The organism is Geomicrobium halophilum (assembly GCF_014207655.1).
Lineage (GTDB): Bacteria > Bacillota > Bacilli > Bacillales > Marinococcaceae > Geomicrobium > Geomicrobium halophilum.
Genome location: NZ_JACHHJ010000002.1, coordinates 405,323 through 422,627, shown reverse-complemented (window position 1 = coordinate 422,627; position 17,305 = coordinate 405,323). Strand labels below are relative to the sequence as shown.

The 17,305-nt window shown below is 42.3% G+C and carries 16 protein-coding genes; 3 read left to right on the top strand and 13 right to left on the bottom strand.

The window, feature by feature from the left end; genetic code table 11:
• The first annotated feature begins 26 nt into the window (after positions 1-26).
• From HNR44_RS10050 to HNR44_RS10040, 3 genes are all read left to right on the top strand, one after another.
• Positions 27-1,199: a cysteine desulfurase family protein gene (locus tag HNR44_RS10050; protein ID WP_184403993.1), complete on the top strand. Its 1,173-nt coding sequence runs from the start codon at positions 27-29 to the stop codon at positions 1,197-1,199.
• Entirely contained in the window at positions 1,147-1,695 is a 549-nt protein-coding gene (locus HNR44_RS10045; RefSeq protein WP_184403992.1) for a transcription repressor NadR, read from the top strand. Before HNR44_RS10050 ends, HNR44_RS10045 begins: the two co-directional genes overlap by 53 nt.
• A gap of 127 nt (positions 1,696-1,822) precedes the next feature.
• Entirely contained in the window at positions 1,823-3,310 is a 1,488-nt protein-coding gene (locus tag HNR44_RS10040; RefSeq protein ID WP_184403991.1) for an NAD(P)H-hydrate dehydratase, read from the top strand.
• 146 nt (positions 3,311-3,456) lie between these two features.
• Here HNR44_RS10040 and HNR44_RS10035 read toward each other — a convergent pair whose 3' ends face one another.
• From HNR44_RS10035 to HNR44_RS09975, 13 genes are all read right to left on the bottom strand, one after another.
• Positions 3,457-3,672 carry a hypothetical protein gene (locus tag HNR44_RS10035; protein WP_246407237.1) on the bottom strand — a complete coding sequence of 72 codons (216 nt, stop codon included), beginning with the start codon at positions 3,670-3,672 and terminating at the stop codon, positions 3,457-3,459.
• A 56-nt stretch (positions 3,673-3,728) separates the two neighbouring features.
• Positions 3,729-5,195 carry an NCS1 family transporter gene (locus HNR44_RS10030; RefSeq protein WP_184403990.1) on the bottom strand — a complete coding sequence of 489 codons (1,467 nt, stop codon included), beginning with the start codon at positions 5,193-5,195 and terminating at the stop codon, positions 3,729-3,731.
• A 69-nt stretch (positions 5,196-5,264) separates the two neighbouring features.
• Complete coding sequence (gene hydA / locus HNR44_RS10025; RefSeq protein ID WP_184403989.1) at positions 5,265-6,674, bottom strand: dihydropyrimidinase; 1,410 nt, start codon at positions 6,672-6,674, stop codon at positions 5,265-5,267.
• 17 nt (positions 6,675-6,691) lie between these two features.
• Positions 6,692-7,966, bottom strand: a complete 1,275-nt coding sequence (gene preA, locus HNR44_RS10020; protein ID WP_184403988.1) for an NAD-dependent dihydropyrimidine dehydrogenase subunit PreA — start codon at positions 7,964-7,966, stop codon at positions 6,692-6,694.
• Positions 7,967-7,976: 10 nt separating this feature from the next.
• On the bottom strand, positions 7,977-9,347 hold the full coding sequence (locus HNR44_RS10015) for an NAD(P)-dependent oxidoreductase (protein WP_184403987.1): 1,371 nt from the start codon (positions 9,345-9,347) through the stop codon (positions 7,977-7,979).
• Positions 9,348-9,491: 144 nt separating this feature from the next.
• Positions 9,492-10,727: an allantoate amidohydrolase gene (locus tag HNR44_RS10010; protein ID WP_184403986.1), complete on the bottom strand. Its 1,236-nt coding sequence runs from the start codon at positions 10,725-10,727 to the stop codon at positions 9,492-9,494.
• Between the two features lie 218 nt (positions 10,728-10,945).
• Positions 10,946-12,070 carry an alanine dehydrogenase gene (gene ald, locus HNR44_RS10005; RefSeq protein WP_184403985.1) on the bottom strand — a complete coding sequence of 375 codons (1,125 nt, stop codon included), beginning with the start codon at positions 12,068-12,070 and terminating at the stop codon, positions 10,946-10,948.
• 31 nt (positions 12,071-12,101) lie between these two features.
• A complete protein-coding gene (locus HNR44_RS10000; RefSeq protein ID WP_184403984.1) occupies positions 12,102-12,590 on the bottom strand; it encodes a hypothetical protein in 489 nt (162 codons plus the stop codon).
• A complete protein-coding gene (locus tag HNR44_RS09995; protein ID WP_184403983.1) occupies positions 12,580-14,169 on the bottom strand; it encodes a sodium:solute symporter family transporter in 1,590 nt (529 codons plus the stop codon). The genes HNR44_RS10000 and HNR44_RS09995 overlap by 11 nt, the downstream gene beginning before the upstream one ends.
• A gap of 5 nt (positions 14,170-14,174) precedes the next feature.
• Positions 14,175-14,321, bottom strand: coding sequence for a hypothetical protein (locus HNR44_RS09990; protein WP_184403982.1), 147 nt, complete (start codon positions 14,319-14,321; stop codon positions 14,175-14,177).
• A 20-nt stretch (positions 14,322-14,341) separates the two neighbouring features.
• The gene (locus HNR44_RS09985) at positions 14,342-15,496 is read right to left on the bottom strand and encodes a M20 family metallopeptidase (RefSeq protein ID WP_184403981.1); all 1,155 of its coding nucleotides are present in this window, start codon (positions 15,494-15,496) and stop codon (positions 14,342-14,344) included.
• Between the two features lie 44 nt (positions 15,497-15,540).
• A complete protein-coding gene (locus HNR44_RS09980; protein WP_184403980.1) occupies positions 15,541-17,049 on the bottom strand; it encodes a sodium:solute symporter family transporter in 1,509 nt (502 codons plus the stop codon).
• Positions 17,050-17,072: 23 nt separating this feature from the next.
• A complete protein-coding gene (locus HNR44_RS09975) occupies positions 17,073-17,237 on the bottom strand; it encodes a DUF3311 domain-containing protein (protein ID WP_184404167.1) in 165 nt (54 codons plus the stop codon).
• Between the last annotated feature and the right edge of the window lie 68 nt (positions 17,238-17,305).

Sequence of the window (17,305 nt, the reverse complement as noted above, 5' to 3'; positions counted from 1 at the left end):
TAGGAATACAAGAAAGAGAAAGGAATATGATGATGGTCTATTTGGATTATGCAGCAACAACGCCCATGGCCGCTGAAGTCATCCAAGTGTATGAGGAGATCGCCACGACTTATTATGGAAATGCAAACAGCCTTCACACAAAAGGAACCAATGCTTCAAACGTCTTAACGTCGGCGATTCACACGTTACGCCATACGATAAAAGAAATCGAAACAAGCGTACATTTAACAAGGAGTGGCACAGAAGCCAATCAACACGCCCTCAATGAATTGTTAAAAATCAATCATTATCAGGGACATATTCTTACATGTCGAACGGAGCACCCTTCGCTACGGCAGCATTTAGAGCACCTTGTCCAGATACACCCTGGTTTGAGAATCGAGGATGTTCCTGCAGATGGTCAAGGACAAGTCCATCCTTTTGAAGTTGAAAAACGTCTGCGTAGTGACACCATTCTTGCTACTTTCGCCCATGTACAGCACGAAATTGGAACGATTCGAGATATTACAGCGATCGGAAACGTCCTGGCTCAAGCCAAGGTTCCTTTTCATAGTGACTGTGTACAATCCTATGGAAAAATTCCGATTCCAGTTAAAGAATCCGGTTTAAAGGCAATAAGTACCGCCGCTCATAAAATCCATGGACCGAAAGCACTTGGTGCTGTTTTTTTTCCTACATCCGTTCAGGCCACTGACGAAATTCCCACCGGAACCATCGATGTCGCTTCGATTGCAGCTTTCGCAGCAGCAGCTGAAATCCAGTTTAAAAAATCAGAAGAAGCCATTACACATATCAGGGAGTTGCGTGCTAAAATGATAGAACGTTTACCTTCTCATTTTCGTATTCTCGGAGAACAGCAATGTTCCCCGTATATACTTGGACTACTGTTACCGGGAATTGAAGGGCAAGAGGCCATGCTGGCTTGTGACCGGCAAGGGATCGCCATCGCAACCGGTAGTGCCTGCCGCAGCGGAGATCACGAACCTTCAGAGACGTTGCTTGCCCTCGGAAATACCCCAGACACCGCTCGCACATTTATCCGCCTTTCTTTTGGGAAAGATACAAGCATGACAGACATCGAACAAACCGCTGCCTGCCTGAGGAATATCCGTGATGATATTCCCACCGTTAAAAGGAGGACCGCTAATGCAAAATCAAAAAAAATTAAGCGGGGAGGAACGTCGCCAACAGATACTTGAATTTTTAAAATCAGAGACCCAACCGCAAAAAGGAGGAAGACTGGCAGAAATTCATCAGGTAAGTCGTCAGGTCATTGTGCAGGATATTTCCTTGTTGAAAGCGGCCAAACACCCGATTTTAGCAACCCCGCAGGGCTATTTATACAATCAACCGCAAGGACCAGAAGATAAATATACAAGCATCATTGCATGTCGACATACAAAAGCGGACATGGAGGAAGAGTTAATTATCCTCGTCGACCATGGGGTTGTTATCAAAGATGTTACTGTCGAACACGCGGTGTACGGGGAAATATCCGGGCAATTAATGATTAAAAACCGAAAAGACGTCGAGCGTTTTTGCCAACTGATGGAAGAAAAACAAGCCTCCTTACTAGCCGATTTAACCGAGGGGATTCATCTTCATACACTTGAAGCCGAAGACGAGCACGCACTTATCGAAGCGAAACAAGCTTTACAAAAAAGCGGTATTCTCGTCGAAGAAGAAACGGATTGAATCTAGTGAAGCCCCTCTTTTTTGTGGTCCTCGATTTATTTGCAGATTCAGTCCGTTTCATTACGAGTATCCCTTTAATTTTCAGATCTAATGATATGATAGAAAGAAAGTCTAGGAGGTTAACCACATGCAAGCCGTAACCGGAGAAGAAATGGGAGCCGTTGATCGCTACGTGATCGAAACACTTGGATACCCTGGTGCAATGTTGATGGAAAACGCAGGACGTGCGGTTACTGAACGATTACTCCATTATTACCACACCGGTGAACGCTTCCTGATATTAATCGGGAGCGGAAATAATGGCGGCGACGGCTTCGTCATTGCACGGACCCTCAAGGATGCAAAGCGGGAAGTCCATGTATGTCTCATTCCCCCTGAGGAAAAATTTAAAGGGGATGCGAAGCTGCATAAAAACCTCTACGAAAATGCCGGCTACACGTGGACAAGTTATGACCCGATTTATTTTCAAAAGGCTGACATCGTCATTGATGCATTATTAGGTACTGGGATCTCTGGAGACATCCGGGAACCGTACAGCAACGTTATTGAAGCAATCACTAATGCCGAGAAAACCGTTGTCTCTGTGGACTTGCCGAGTGGAATACCCGGGGATGAAACAACGGTCCCGGAAGGTTCACTTCAAGCAGATCGCACGATTACTTTGCAGCAACCAAAGTTAAGCTATTATACGTACCCCGCCCGTGACTATTACGGGGAGACGGAAGTGGTACCCATCGGCATTCCACCAACCGCGTTTGAACACACAGTGAAAACGAAACGAAACGTATGGAGCGCCAGCGAGACCGCCAACCATTGGCAGCCATGGGCTGCTTCCTCACACAAAGGAAACCACGGAAAAGTAGGCATCATCGCAGGAAGCGAGACAATGCCAGGCGCGGCCGCAATAGCAGCAGGAGCAGCAGTGAAAAGCGGTGCTGGCCTCACCACTATCGCGACACCTCAATCAGTAATTCCAATGGTCGCCGCCCACGTACCCGAAGCGACTTATTTTCCTCGCGAAAATGAGATATCATCATTTTATGAAAATAAAGATGGCATTGCCGTCGGCCCCGGCACCGGATTCGACACTGATGGACCTGAAATATTGACGGAGCTCATCGAAAATTTTGAGGGACCACTCGTCGTCGACGCTGATGGTCTGCATCAACTCGCGGAGATGCTTGATAGAGTACGCGCTCGGAAGCACCCCCTCATCATCACCCCGCACCCCGGGGAAATGGCAGCGTTGATCGGCTCTTCACCAAGAGATGTAAACAGCCGCCGCTTTGAAGTCGCGGCATCCTTTGCACAAGAACACGGCATTTACGTCGTTCTCAAGGGACCTTATACGCTCGTCGCAACACCCGAAGGCGAAATCTGGATCAACGACTCCGGCAATGCCGGCCTTGCTAAAGGCGGTTCTGGCGATGTACTCACCGGCATAGTTCTTGCTTTTGTTACCAAGACTAACAATATCCAGCCGGCGATTTCTTCAGCTGTTTATATGCACGGATATACCGCGGATTATCTGCTCGAACGGGGAGTGCCCATGGAAACAATGAATGCCATGGAGATGATCCAGGCACTACCGAATTCTTTTAGAGAAATAAGGTGAAAGGTCCGTTCACCTTATTTCTCATTGACATACAAAACAGCGGCTTTTCATTTATTAAATAAGAAAAGCCGCTAAGCCAGATATGTTAACTCCCCCAAACAATCAGCGCATTTCGGAATTTAGCCGAAGGTCCTTAACATCCTCTGTTACTGTTGAAGGAGCAGCACTGAAAAATACTTCCTAGCATCAGCATTACCTATACGTAGTGTCTCACTTTTCCCTCGTTTATCCATCAAAGTAAGCAATGCTCCACTTAAATCTTCTGAAACATCCGTTATACGGTACCCCTCATTGACATATCGATCGATTTTTTCTTTTTCTGCTATATAATTATTGTATTCAGACATTTTTGTCTGTTCCATATGGTCTCACACTGCTCTCACATAGAACAGGTTACTCACCTCTTTTCTAAATAATGTTAATTGGCTTCCTTTAATTCCTGCTTTTCATCGTTATCTGATTCAATCGTCCAATCCCTGCCAACGGTTAAGCCTAGGTACATTTCATCATTCGGGTTTTCAAGTTCCGCCTGTTTATAAACCTCAAACCACCAATACTTCGCAAGTATATAATATACAAAGCCACCTACTAGAAAACCGACAATAAACGAATACGAAGGAAAGAAAATGGATACTGCTCCCCCAGATACCCATGCAAGAAGACCCGCAACATTAATACCTTTCCAATAGTGATACTGTCCTGTTTCTTCGTAAAGATCAGTAACATTCACACGACGCTTTCGTATCACATAATAATCAACGACAAGTATGCCTACTATGGCCGCCAATATTCCCCCAACAACTAATAAAGCAGGAACCATAATCTCAAAGACATTCCAAGGTTGTACGAGCACACCTATTGTTCCTGCAATCATAACTCCAACCCAAAACGGGATTCGTGGTCCTCCGACATTCGAAAAGATGGTAGCCGCCGGTATAACATTTGATGAAGTGTTCGTCGACCACTGAGCCAAAGCAATCATAAGCATCAATAAACCAAGTAATAAGCCTTGGGAGGTCGTTTCTAAAAGCGCCTCTACTGGATTTGAATTAAACACTGCCGCATAAGAAACGGCGCCGACAATAACCATAAATGTATGAACCACTGGCATCGCAACTAAACTGCCGATTAATTGACCTTTATTTCGCTTAAACCAGTTTCGCTCGAATTTTGGCGCCTTAATAAAACGAGATAACGAAGGCATATCAGCAGCTAGCGTTCCCCAGAATCCCATTGTTGACATTACCACGACGAAAAACGCACTCACTGCTGTTATTCCTGTGGCTGGGTTCTCTACCCAAACCCAAACGTGTCGACCAGCATCGCTTGCCTGATTCGACAACGTAATATACATCCAACCAGAAATGATCACAATGATCGGAGCCGCTAAATTTGCAAATCGCTCAACCGCTTTAATCCCAAAAGCTGTATTCAATAATTGAAAAGCGGCAAATAACAGAAAACAGAGAAACCACTGATCAATCCCAAACATCATGAATAAAATGGCATTAATACCAGTAGCTCCAAAAAAGGTGTTTACCCCGAACCAGCAAGAGGCTACAAATCCACGTACGACTGACGGTATATGGGTCCCAATCGTACCGAATGGAGCTCTCATATAGACGGGAAACGAAAGGCCATGCTCTATTCCAATATCACCTGTAAGTGTCATACAAATCCCAATACTTACAGACCCAATGATCGTAGCGATAATAACAAGATAAAGGGGCAAGTTTTGAATCCCATCTCCACCGATGGCAAATGCAGCAAGGACCACGGCCATACTGACCCAAAGTATGGCAAAGCCAATCGTATTCATTTTTCGTTTAAGCTGAGAGATCGGAAACAAATCGGGGGATTTTAAATAACGGCCTTTTGCGCTCATAATGTTCTCCCTTCCATTTTAAAATTCCACAAGAATGGTTTGCTCCGAGATCTCTCTATAATGTTTTATTTACTGCACTGTCTGTTCCTGAAGCACCTCTCCATATTTTGCGCGTTTAATAAACTGGCCATCACCGTTGGAACCGACAAATATTTGATCATTAATAATTGTTTTTCCTCGAGATAAAACAGTTTTCGGTTGACCTTTAACTTCCATTCCCTCAAAAGCATTATAGTCAACCGCAAGATGATGAGTATCTGCTGAAATCGTTCGTTTCACTTCGGGATCAAAAATAACTAGATCAGCATCTGCGCCAACAGAAATGGTTCCTTTTTTCGGATAAATCCCAAAGAGCTTAGCAGCACGTGTTGAAGTAATGTCTACAAACTGATTGAGAGACAACCGCCCTTTTGCTACACCTTCAGAAAAAAGAATACTCATACGATCCTCAATCATCGGACCACCATTCGGAATTTTCGTGAAATCTTCTCGACCTAAATCCTTCTGACCTTGAAAATCAAAAGAACACTGGTCACTACCAATCGTTTGGAGTGCTCCAATCTTCAGCGCATTCCAAAGTACCTCTTGATGCTCTTTATCTCTAAGTGGAGGTGACCATACATACTTTGCACCTTCAAAATTAGACTGCCTCATTACTTCTTGATCAAGCACCAAGTATTGTGGACATGTCTCTCCCCAGATATCTGCACCTGATTTACGAGCTTCGTCTATCTGCTTTACTGCTTGTTCACAAGTGACATGCACCACGTAAAGTTGGGAATCAGCAAGCGAAGTTAACTGACAAGCGCGTCCTGTTGCCTCTCCTTCTGCAGCTGGTGGACGTGTGAGAGCATGATGGATCGGCTCCGTCTGCCCTTTCGCCAGAGCTTCTTTGGTTAAATAGTCAATCACATCCCCATTTTCAGCATGTACCATGACGAGCGCACCTAACTCTTTCGCTTTTATAAGGGTGTGGAAAAGGGTAGCATCATCCGCTTGAAAGACATTTTTATAAGCCATGAATACTTTAAAAGACGTGATTCCTTCCTCCTCAATGACTGAAGGCAGTTCATCCAATACTTCAGCTGTGATCTCACCAATCATTAAGTGGAAACTGTAATCAATGACTGCTTTATCCTGTGATTTTTCATGCCAGGTGTTAATTGCATTGTTCAGCGACTTCCCCTTTTCTGAAAGGCAAAAATCAATCACGGTTGTCGTTCCACCATGGGCAGCAGCAACAGTCCCGGAATCAAAATCATCCCTCGTTACCGTCCCGCCAAAAGGCATGTCAAGATGAGTATGCGGATCAACCCCTCCTGGGAAAATGAAACAGCCACTGGCGTCAATGACTTCAGCTACATCTTCTTCCTTAAAATCCTTACCTAATGCTACAATTTTTTCGTTATCTATGAGAATATCACCTTTATATGTTTCTGAAGCTGTTACAATCGTTCCATTACGAATCAATTTTTTCATTGGCAATCCATCCTTTTCTACGAATTCGTTATACTTTTCTCTTTTATCGCGTTTTGGCGGTTATTCCAGGTGAGGGGCGGTAAATCATTTTGCTTTTCCACCATATCAATCGCTCCCTCGACTGGGCAGACAATTGCACAGAGGTTACATCCTACGCACTCTTCTTCACGTACTTGTAAAATAGGTTTGCCATCCTCCCCTTTCAACATATCAATACACTGATGAGCCGTATCTTCGCAGGCAATATGGCACTTATTGCAGTTAATGCAGATATCATTATTGATACGTGCAACGGTTTGATAATTAAGATCCATATCTCCCCATTCTGAGTATTTGGATACCGATTGCCCAACGATATCACGGAGAGATTCAATTCCTTTATCATCCAAATAGTTATTGAGGCCATCAATCATATCCTCAACAATGCTAAAACCATGGTGCATAGCAGCTGTACACACTTGTACCCCTGAAGCTCCCATCAACATATATTCCACCGCGTTTTGCCAATCTGATATGCCTCCAATACCGGAAATCGGAACATTAATTCGCGGGTTTTTTGCACATTCGGCAACCATATTAAGAGCAATGGGCTTTACCGCTGGTCCACAATAACCACCATGTGCCCCTTTCCCATCCACATGTGGAATAGTATTCCAAGTATGAATATCAACACCTGCCAAACTATTAATGGTATTGATCATGCTTACGGAATCCGCTCCACCTTGAACCGCCGCTTCAGCTGTTGCGGTGATATCTGTAATATTGGGGGTTAGCTTAACGATGACAGGCGTGGCTGCCACCTCTTTAACCCAACACGTCTGTTTTTCTACCAATTCCGGTACCTGTCCAGAGGCCGAGCCCATTCCCCTTTCAGCCATACCATGAGGACAACCAAAGTTAAGCTCAAGACCATCTACGCCTACAGCCTCGACCCGTTTTACGATCTCATGCCATTTCTCCTGTTCTGGCTCAACCATTAACGAAGCCACAATGGCTCTATCTGGAAAGCGTTGTTTTGTCTGCTCAATTTCACGCAAGTTTTCTTCTAGCGGACGGTCGGTAATCAATTCAATATTATTAAAACCTGCAACCCTCTGCCCATTATAGGAAACACTTGCAAATCGTGAGGTCGTATTGATGATTGGTTCTCCTAACGTTTTCCATACTGCTCCTCCCCATCCTGCTTCAAATGCACGTTGCACTTGATAGCCAGAGTTGGTTGGCGGTGCACTTGCAAGCCAAAACGGGTTCGGCGATGAAATGCCTGCCACATCGGTATACAAGTCAGCCATCCTATCCCTCCTATGCTGTAGATTCAGCGTTTATGTCTGAAATTTTTTTATGCACCTCATAGGCCGTTTGCTTGCCTTGTTCTGCAGCCGATACCACCATTGCTTCGCCCTGATTTTTACCAAACATCACATCTCCACAGGCAAACACATGCTCTACAGACGTTTCAAAACGATCCTCCTTAAGCTTGACAACTCCACCTTCATGTTGAATTCCGAATTGCTCAAGAAGTTCTGTATAACGCGATTGACCTATCGCTTTAATGACAAAATCAACGTCGATCGTAAAAGACGAGCCTGGCAGGGGCACTGGTTTTCTTCTACCGTCCGCATCTGGTTCAGCAAGTTTCATCCTTATACATTCAATGGCACACACCTTGCCTTCTTCATTACTAATTATCTTCGTCGGGGATGTAAGCCAGCGAAATTCGACTCCGTCCTGCTTAGCAAACTCATACTCAAAGTCATAGGCAGTCATTTCTTGCTCTGAACGCCTGTACAGAATTTTCACATTTTCGGCACCAAGGCGAATGGCACAAGTAGCTCCATCAATCGCTGTATTCCCGGCTCCAATAACCACTCCTGTTTTTCCAACATAGTCTTTAGATAACTTGCCACTCTTTGTACTTTTTACAAAATCAATCGCATCGTGGACCTCTTCAAGTTCTTCACCAGGAATATCAAGCATAGGCACACCTGACATTCCAATCGCTAACACAACCGCATCATAGTTTTTCTTCAGTTCCTCTATGCCAATGTCTGTTCCTATTCGAGTATTCGTCCTGATTTCCACACCTACCTGCTTTACCTGATCGACCTCCCAAAAAGAAACGCGCTTGGGTAAACGGAACGAGACAATTCCGTATGTGTTTAGCCCTCCAGCCTCAGGCTCTGCCTCATAAATAGTCACTTTGTATCCCATCATTCCAAGTTCACGTCCAGCTGCCAGTCCTGCAGGTCCAGACCCAATGATCGCGACAGATTTTCCGTTAGGCTTACCTGCCTTAAAAAGAACCTTCTCGTTATGAATCGCCCAATCCGTTGCGTACCGCTGTAATTTACCGATTAAAATGGGCTGGGTCGAATCATTAAGAACACATGCCCCTTCACATAACTCTTCTGTTGGACATACACGGGCACAGCTTGCACCAACTGGATTAGCCTCCATAATAGTTCGGGCCGAGCCGTGAAGATTTTTTGTTGTAATTTTTTTAATATAGGATGGTATATCAATCCCGGTTGGACAAGCAGTAATACATGGGGCATCATAACAATACAAACAACGGCTTGCCTCTTCAAAAGCCTCTTGATGAGACAGTGGTGGTTCGACTTCCTCAAAGTTCGCCTGCAATTTATCTAGCAGATTTTGATATCCTTTTCTCATATGATTTCACCTGCTTTCCTATCAAAATAATGATCAGTTTTTGACGAATAACGTCTTATTTTTTACGTTAGCTTTCTTTTAAGATAATATAAATAATATTTATATTGTTTAAAATATTTAATTCCTATAGTTTTTTTTGAGGACTTACTTTATTGCCATTGCTAAAACAGCTTCTAATATAACATTCACCCCTTTTTCACAATCTTCCCATGAAGTTAACTCATCTTCATCATGACTTCTCCCATTTACACTTGGAACGAATATCATCGCGGACGGGATATAATTTGCAATAAATTGAGCATCATGGCCTGCCCCGCTTACCATTTTTTTGTGAGGATACCCTAATGATGTTGCAGATTGTTCTAATGTATCAACAACCCTTTGATCAAACCATACTGTATCCCTCCCCCATAGCTTTGTGATTTTCACTTCACATTCCTCATTTCCGGATGAATGAGTAAGACCATGTATAATTTCTTCCACTTGCTGAATCGTTTCTGGGTCTTGATGTCTGGCTTCTAGTGAAAATACGACTTTTTTAGGAATGACCGTGTGTATGTTCGGAACCATATTCATGCGACCCATGGTATACACCAACTCATGATCTAGCCTGCTCAATTTCTCACGCGCTTCAGTAATTAAATCATTTGCCGCAAACAAAGCATCTTTTCGCATATTCATTGGCGTAGTTCCTGCATGATCAGACTCTCCGATTACTTCTATTTCATAGCAAACCATTCCAACCACACATTCCACCACACCAATCTTAAGATCCTCCCTTTCAAGAACAGGGCCTTGTTCGATGTGTAATTCCAAAAAGGACTTGGCTTCATTTAACCGATTCTGTATTTCTCCTTCGTATCCTATTCCGTTTAATGCTCTTTCAAATGTAATTCCTTCTGAATCTTCTTTTTGTAACATGACAGATCTCTCGAACTTACCTGAAAGAACCCCAGATGACATCATAGATGGTTCAAATCTAGCCCCTTCTTCGTTTGTGATGTTGGCAATCATAACAGGAACCTCCGGCTTAATATCATGATCCACCAATGTCCGCACAACTTCTAAACCAGCCAATACACCGAGTGCACCATCAAAACGCCCACCTTTTTTTACTGAATCTAAATGAGATCCCACTACAACAGGAGGTTTGTCGTTTTCTACCCCGAAAAGAGTAGCATACATATTTCCCATATCATCAACTTTTACTGTCATCCCCAGGTCTTCGCAGCAGGAACGAAAGTAATCTCTAGCTTGCCGGTCTTCCTCCGATAATGCCAAACGTGTGACTCCGTTATTATCTGTCCGTCCAAAATCAGCGAATTCCTCTAACGAGTGTTTTAACCTCTCTCCATTAATTAGTAATTTCTGATTTTTCACTTTTTTACACTCCCTCTTAAATAAAAAAACCACAACGGTACCGATCTTCTGTTTTGAATTTATTGATTTTTGTATTTAAATCAAATATTACACTGTTCCTTTATACTTCTCTTCTGACATAATGTTAATTTATCATTAAATTTATCAGTCAAAGTGTCTAAGCATGGGATATCCTTAGCCGTTTCTTCGCCCCGTTTAAAAGCACCATGGCATTTTGTCTAAACTTTTTCGATCATTAGTTCATCGACGTTTACATATTTATATCCATGTGCGTCTGCCACAGCTTTATGCGTAACATATCCATTGAACGTATTCATACCCTTTTTTATCGTTACATCGTTTAAACTAGCTTTTACATATCCTTTGTTAGCGATTTGTAAAACATATGAAATCGTGGTATTTGTCAAGCCAAGGGTAGAAGTTCTCGGAACAGTACTCGGCATGTTTGCCACTGCATAATGGACGACACCATATCTATAATAGATAGGGTCATCATGGGTAGTGATTGTATCAATAGTTTCTACCACTCCGCCTTGGTCAATTGCAACATCAATAATAACAGCACCGTCTTTCATTGATTTCACCATCTCTTCTGTTACAACCTTAGGAGCCTTTGCTCCCGGAATTAACACGGCCCCAATTACAAGATCTGCTTCTTTAACTGTGCTAGCTATATTCACGTGATTAGATGTTAAAGTTTGTACTCCGGTTCCAAAAATATTCTCTAATTCCCTGAGCCTTCTTGGGCTAAGATCAAGGACTGTAACGTCTGCTCCAAGTCCTACGGCAATCTTCGCGGCGTTTGTGCCTACTACACCTCCTCCAATAATGCACACTTTTCCCCGTTGAACTCCAGGCAGTCCACTAAGAAGGATCCCTCGCCCTCCCTTCATTTTCTCTAGAAACTGAGCACCAATCTGTGAAGCGATACGTCCCGCTACTTCACTCATGGGGGTTAATAGAGGCAGACTTCCATCCTTTAGCTGTATCGTTTCGTACGCAATGCCAACAACTTTTTTATCAATGAGAACTTTTGTCAGCCGTTCATCTGCCGCAAGATGTAAATACGCGAATAAGATTAACCCTTCGTACAAGTACTCATATTCCTCGGGTAATGGTTCCTTTACCTTTATTACCATTTCACTGTTCCAAATATCTTTTGTACGATCACTAATAATAGCTCCAGCGTTTTCATATTCGTCATCAGTAAACCCTGCGTCAATCCCGGCTCCGGCTTCAATTGTAACGAAATGCCCCGCCTGATGAAGTTGCATTACTTCCGCAGGCGTTACCGCAACTCTATTTTCATTATTCTTGATTTCTTTTGGAATTCCGATCTTCACTACGACCGCCTCCTATACAGTTTAAATAAAATTAAAGTGGATGATATTGGCCTGTAACAGCATCCACAATAAAATCAGGTACTTCTTTTGGATTATTACTGGTCACAACCCAATACGGCCGATAAAAGAATTCATGATATTTAAATATTAACTCGGAAATAGATAACATTTTCATTTTTAAAGATATAGATTGATAGATAAATGATTCAGAGATCGTTCGGCATTCTTCAAGGGTATATGTTTGAGGAACTTGTTTTTCTATCGAAATTTCTACAGAACTTAGCTTTGGGGTGTAATCAATAAGCGATCCTATACCACTAACAGGCTCTACCGTGCACCCCACCTCTTCATTCTTGGGTAGAAAAATTCGCTTAGCCTTAACATCATAATGGAAAAAATGATAAGGATAATAAATCACACTATGGACGGCAAAATTTATATTTGACTGTATTTTCTTAAGACTTGATTTAAGTTTTTCCTCTGTAAACGTAATAGATTGGGCTAACACTTTATTCCTCAAGTATCTTTGCCTCCCCTCGAGACCTAGGCCTGAAAGAAGAATTTATAAATCGTGAGATATTTTTCGCTTCAGGTGCAATGTCATCGGAAATGCCTTTTTCAAGGTTCTTCGGGATTCTATGATTATACTTGGCAAGTTCAAAAGACTCTAAAATGGGTGGTGAAGGAGTACGCCCAAAAGTATTGCCAATGACCATGCCGATAATGGAAATGAGTAATCCAGCCAAAAATGGATGTAAACCAGTAACATTTTGTAAGGTAAATGTCTCCCATACGATATTCGTACCAGCACCACCAATCATGGCACATAATACCCCTCCTTTATTGGCCTTCTTCGAATACACAGAGGCAACATACGGCACTAAAAAAGTGTTACCTAATACACCAAATGCAAAGACTACAAGCGTAAATACCGCCGGAGGCTCATATGTCGCCAAAACAATGCCAATGATTCCGCCAACTAGAATACACAACCTAGACACCAGTAAAACTTGTTTATGACTGGCCTTGGGATTAATAAAACGATGATATACATCACGCGAAAGAGTTGTACCCGCCTGCATAAGTAAAGAATCACAAGTAGACATAATGGCCGCCATAATGGCTGAAAGCAGTAAAGCAGCTAAAACACCAGGGAAGAACGTATATGCTAATTCTGGTATAACCATTTCAGGGTCAGATATCGTAGGTAATAAAACAATCGCAGACAACCCTAATATATAAGGGGTAAAAGTAAATAATTGATTGAAAGCTGCTGACCAGATGATTGCATTTTTTACCGTTTTTGGGCTCTGCATTGACATATGTCTTACAGTCACATGGGGAAGACCCATATAACCGATGGCATAAATTAAAACTGCGCCTAAAATCACTCCCCATTGACCGTAATAAATTAAATCTCTTCCCCAAATACTTAAGTACGTAGGATCAATAGCCCTAAGGGATTCATTTAACCCTGAAATGCCTCCTACGTACGGAATGGCCATCACCCCAATAGCTGTAACACCTATGAGCATAATAATCCCTTGGATAAAACCACTTACCGCAACAGCTAGATAACCGCCGGCAACGGTATAAATGATAATCACACCTACACCGATGATGAGGGCTAATTCATATGAAAAACCTGATAAAGACTCTAAAGCTTTACCAGCAGCAATAAATTGAGCAAAAGCATAAGCGAACAAAAATATGATGGCTATAACTGACCCCACAACACGTACACTAGCGCTTTCGTATCGTTTCTCTAGATATTCAATCGGGGATAAAGCTCCGATTAGTTGGGATAGTCGCCTCATGCGTTTTCCTAACACCGATAAATTGACAATAGAGCCTCCTGCATCCCCTATTGCGTACCATAAGGCATGCCAACCTTCTTGAAATGCCTGTGCAGGTCCCCCCATAAACATGAAACCACTCATTGAGGTGCTCTGCATACTTACAGCTGTTACAGGAGCTCCTATTTTACGATTTCCTAGCAAATAATGATCTACGGAAGTTGAAGCTCGTCTGGTAAAATACAATCCGATTGCTAGCATCCCAAGTAAATAAATAAAAAATATTGTAATATCCAGATTCACTAGCCTCAACCCCTTTCATTTTCACCATTTTCCCATTGCTCTTCGAGCTTATCATCTCGCCTAAATTTAAAGAACATAACCAAAGCTAACGTTATCCAAATAAACGGCCACGGTAGCATCAACCAGGTGGTTTCTACCGGTAAATTAAACATTTTTGCCCCCTTTAAATCACTTAATTCTGAACCACCTTAAAAAGAACATTGGTACATTGCTCAATCTGCTGGATATCTACAAATTCGTCAATGGCATGGGCTTGATCAAGATGACCCGGCCCAAAAACTATAAGGTTTCTATTACCAGTCTTTAGACCGATCATTGATACATCGGTATATGCTGGAAAACCACTATTTTTAATATCTTCTCCCATAACTTCCATATACCCTTTCTCAGTTGCTTGGATAAGTGGAGTATCCGGCGATGATTCTAAAGGAGGACGTTCCCAACCATAATGTTTGACTTCTGCAGAAGTGCCTGTTACCTCTCTGCATCCCTGTTTAACTGCTTCTCGGACAATGTCATTGGCTTCTTCTTTCGTCATTGGAGGAACTAAACGAAAATCTAACTCTATACGAACTGAGCCGGTCACCATGTTCGTTTTTTGCCCACCTTGAATTATTCCAACCGAAATTGCAGGACGACCAAAAATCTCATGATTGTATGGAAGATTATTTACTTGCTTTTTAAGTCGTGTAATAACTTCAGCCGCAGCGTGACCTGCGTCTGCACCTAAGTGAGCGTTTCCCCCATGAGCGCTTTTTCCTTGAATATTAATCTCATACCAGATCGTGCCTTTGTGTACAGTAGAGAGCGTTAAATTTGTGGGCTCCGTAGCGATGAGGTGAGCATTTTCCGGGATTAGACCTTCTTCTACCAGAGCTACTGAACCTTTCATATAAGGACCCTCTTCATCGATGCTCGCAATTACGAACAAATCTCGTTTTAATTTAACTTCCTTCTGAGAAACTTCTTTGAGAGTAACCATTGCTGAAGCGAGCCCACTTTTCATATCACAGGAACCTCGGCCATATAGCTTCCCGTTTTCAATTTCACCACCAAAAGGATCTTTCGACCAAGTCCCTTCTACGGGTACTGTGTCCATATGACCAATGATCACAAGAGGAGCTAAGTTTTGAGAACCACTTTTATATTTTGCGATCACATTCGTTCGTCCCGGCTCAACCATTTGGGTGGTTACCTTGACATTTTCTAGTCCAGAGAACCAATTTTCAACGAATCTTGAGCAAGAGTCTTCATTTCCTGTTGGATTTTCGGAAGGAATTTGGACAAGTTTCTGTGCAAGCTGAATCGCTTCGTGATATTCTGCCATAATAGTTCTCCTCCATTGCCTTCTAAAATAATATTTAACCAATATCAACTTGATTTGAAGTACTTTTGTTCTTCTATTCCTCCAGCTTCATAATCTCTGAAATCAAAAAGGGCTTCTTCAAATCTGTTAACGACCTCTTGGTTACGTGGTGCAGTGCTGAGACTTACTGCGACAAAAAGGGTAGCATTTACGACAAGACCCCACATTGCTGGATCAAGACCTAATGGACTAACGAAACCCGGCACAAAGGTAAATAAGACAGTTATACCTATCCCACCTAATAAACCCGTCATCGCACCATAAGCATTCGATCTTTTCCAAAATAGGGCTCCTATCGTCGGTACAATAAGTTGTGCTGTACCTCCAAAAGCAATTAAACCTACTGTCACCAATAGTCCCGGTGCAAAAAGAGCTAAAAAATAGGCTAAAGCAGAAAATACAACCAGAAAGTACCTCCCTACCTGAATTAATTGATGATGTGAGGCAGATGGATTCGTGTATCGTTGATAAAAATCTTTTGTCATCACGGTAGAAACAGCGTGTATCTGACTGTTTGCTGTTGACATAGCTGCAGACGCACCAGCAGCTAGTATTAAAGCAGTTATAATAAACGGAGCATATTCTACAAGCATTAAAGGAAGAATTTGATCAGCATTCTCCACCCCCGGCATCACTAATACGGCCGTCCAGCTTACGAGTAAAGAACCAATATATGTGAATGCAATTACTGATAGTAAAAAAGGCATTAAATTAAATAATTGTCCATTTTTAACGGCATACATACGGAGCCATAGTTGAGGGCCCATCAGAGCACCGATAGCTGTAATAAAACATAAGGATATCCATGCAGCATAGCCCGACTCCCCATCAGGCCCAGGCAAGGTAAGATGATCCGGATTGTATTGTTGAAGTTGTTCAAACATCGCAGTAGGTCCACCAACGATTCCCGAAAGATAAATACCAGCAAAAAGAAGGCCAAATAATAATACTGCTCCATACACAATATCTGTCCATGCGACTGCTCTAATCCCCCCGACCCATACATATACAAGGATCACTACATAAAACATAAGTGCAGCTAGCCAAAAAGGGATTATACCTCCAGAAGCAACTTCAATAAGGTAAGCCCCTCCGGTTAACTGAATCTGTAAATATGGAATTGTAAAAATGATGACCACTAGACCAACTAGAATTCGAACTTTTTCATTATTATAGAAATCACCAAGCATATCAGAAGGGGTGATGTAATTAAATTTTTTTCCTAAATACCAAATCCTTTTGCCCACAATAAAATATAAAAACCCAAATAATATATTCCAGGCAAATGCCGTTAAATAAATGGGCCCTTCTGTATAAAAAGAAGCGTTTGATCCCAAAAAAGCAAACGCACTCCACCACGTAGCTGAAACAGTGAAAAATGTAGCAACAGATCCCATTCCTCTTCCTTGGATAAAGTAATCGGCACTTGAAGATTTAGCCCTTGAAGCAGCGTAAAATCCGATGAAAAGAGGGATTATCATAAATAATAAGATGATAACAACACCAGCAATCACAGACTCACCTCCTTTTCTATTTCTCAGGGTATATGCTTTTTACCTCTACCCCAATTAAGTTTATAAGCAATAAAAAAGATAATCGTACAAAAACTCCACCAAATAAGGACCCATGCTATTAGAAAAGGGAGGCCGAAAATAGTTGGTTCAATTCTATTGGCCAATAAAATTATTGGGCTCTCCAGCATTGCTAAGCCAACCACGGTAGCTGAGATAAGGAAGAAACGACTCTTGGAGCTTATCAAAGTGATTCTCC

Excerpts from the sequence above, each read along its gene's own strand:
- HNR44_RS10050 (WP_184403993.1), top strand. The coding sequence starts at position 27 with ATGATGATGGTCTATTTGGATTATGCAGCAACAACGCCCATGGCCGCT.
- HNR44_RS10045 (WP_184403992.1), top strand. The coding sequence starts at position 1,147 with ATGCAAAATCAAAAAAAATTAAGCGGGGAGGAACGTCGCCAACAGATA.
- HNR44_RS10040 (WP_184403991.1), top strand. The coding sequence starts at position 1,823 with ATGCAAGCCGTAACCGGAGAAGAAATGGGAGCCGTTGATCGCTACGTG.
- HNR44_RS10035 (WP_246407237.1), bottom strand. The coding sequence starts at position 3,672 with ATGGAACAGACAAAAATGTCTGAATACAATAATTATATAGCAGAAAAA.
- HNR44_RS10030 (WP_184403990.1), bottom strand. The coding sequence starts at position 5,195 with ATGAGCGCAAAAGGCCGTTATTTAAAATCCCCCGATTTGTTTCCGATC.
- hydA (WP_184403989.1), bottom strand. The coding sequence starts at position 6,674 with ATGAAAAAATTGATTCGTAATGGAACGATTGTAACAGCTTCAGAAACA.
- preA (WP_184403988.1), bottom strand. The coding sequence starts at position 7,966 with ATGGCTGACTTGTATACCGATGTGGCAGGCATTTCATCGCCGAACCCG.
- HNR44_RS10015 (WP_184403987.1), bottom strand. The coding sequence starts at position 9,347 with ATGAGAAAAGGATATCAAAATCTGCTAGATAAATTGCAGGCGAACTTT.
- HNR44_RS09990 (WP_184403982.1), bottom strand. The coding sequence starts at position 14,321 with ATGTTTAATTTACCGGTAGAAACCACCTGGTTGATGCTACCGTGGCCG.
- HNR44_RS09985 (WP_184403981.1), bottom strand. The coding sequence starts at position 15,496 with ATGGCAGAATATCACGAAGCGATTCAGCTTGCACAGAAACTTGTCCAA.
- HNR44_RS09975 (WP_184404167.1), bottom strand. The coding sequence starts at position 17,237 with ATGCTGGAGAGCCCAATAATTTTATTGGCCAATAGAATTGAACCAACT.